The organism is Pseudonocardia sp. McavD-2-B, from assembly GCF_024124365.1.
GTDB lineage: Bacteria > Actinomycetota > Actinomycetes > Mycobacteriales > Pseudonocardiaceae > Pseudonocardia > Pseudonocardia alni.
Genome location: NZ_JAMXSG010000543.1, coordinates 1 through 1094, shown reverse-complemented (window position 1 = coordinate 1094; position 1094 = coordinate 1). Strand labels below are relative to the sequence as shown.

General features: G+C 78.0%; 1 protein-coding gene. It reads left to right on the top strand.

What is annotated here, in order from left to right:
* Positions 1-23: 23 nt before the first annotated feature.
* Positions 24-1094: DUF3710 domain-containing protein (locus tag NH602_RS32090; protein ID WP_253069716.1), on the top strand; the 1071-nt coding region annotated here is incomplete at its 3' end.

The following is a 1094-nucleotide window of genomic DNA, read 5'->3' as shown; positions in this document are numbered from 1 at the left end:
CTCCCCCAGGCGGCCGGGCTCCGGTGCCGCACCGCTCCCTGTCCGGCGGTCCCCCGGCCCCCGGCGCCTCCGGGCGCCTGCCCGGCCCCGCACCCGCCGGGCACGACGACCGGGTCGCCCCCGACGGCCGCTGGGACGACGAGGAGCCGCCGCTGCTGTCGCACCGGGCCGAGGACGACGAGCTCGCCTACGCCCGCGACCGCACCCCGCAGGGCTTCGACGGCGGCGACCCCGACGACCCGTCCTGGGGCCGGCGCCCCTCCGCGCCGCCCTCCGACGACCTCGATGACGACGACTACGACGACGACTACGACGACGACTACGAGGACGCGGACGAGTACGACGAGGACGAGTACGGAGTCGGCGACGCCCCGCTCTCGGTCCCGCCGCCCGGCAGCGGCGGCCGCCCACTGGGCCCGGCCGACGTCGAGGAGCTCGACCCGTCGATGACCGACGCGCTCGCCCGCGTCGACCTCGGTGCCCTGCAGGTCCCGGTGCCCTACGGCGCCGAGCTGAAGCTGGAGCCCGCGGGTGCCGAGCGCCCCCAGGCCGTGCACCTGCTGCTGGCCGAGGGCCGGATCGCGGTGAGCGCACTGGCCGCGCCACGGTCGTCCGGTCTGTGGGCGGACCTGTCCGCGGAGATCGAGCAGTCCCTGCGCAAGGGCGGCGCCCGGGTGCGCAACGCCCGCGGCGACTGGGGCCGCGAACTCCATGCCCGCACCGAGAACGCCGCCTCGGTGTTCGTCGGCTGCGACGGCCCGCGCTGGATGGTCTACGGCGTGGCGACGGCGTCGCTGGAGACCGTCGAGGCCCTCGACGTGGAGCTCCGCCGCGTGCTGCGGGGGATCATCGTCGTCCGCGGGAAGTCGCCGTACCCGCCGCGGACGGTCCTGCCGCTGGAGCTGCCCGAGCACCTGCGCGAGCAGCAGCCCGAGGTCGGGCCCCAGAAGCCCAGCATCACCGTCTCCGTCCCGGCCCCCACCGGCGCGACGGGGGCGACCCCGGTGCCGTCGGGAACCACCGGCGCGACCCCGGTGCCGTCCGGCCCGGCGACCGGCGCCCGCCCGGTGCCGGCCGCCGCCTCCGCGGAACCG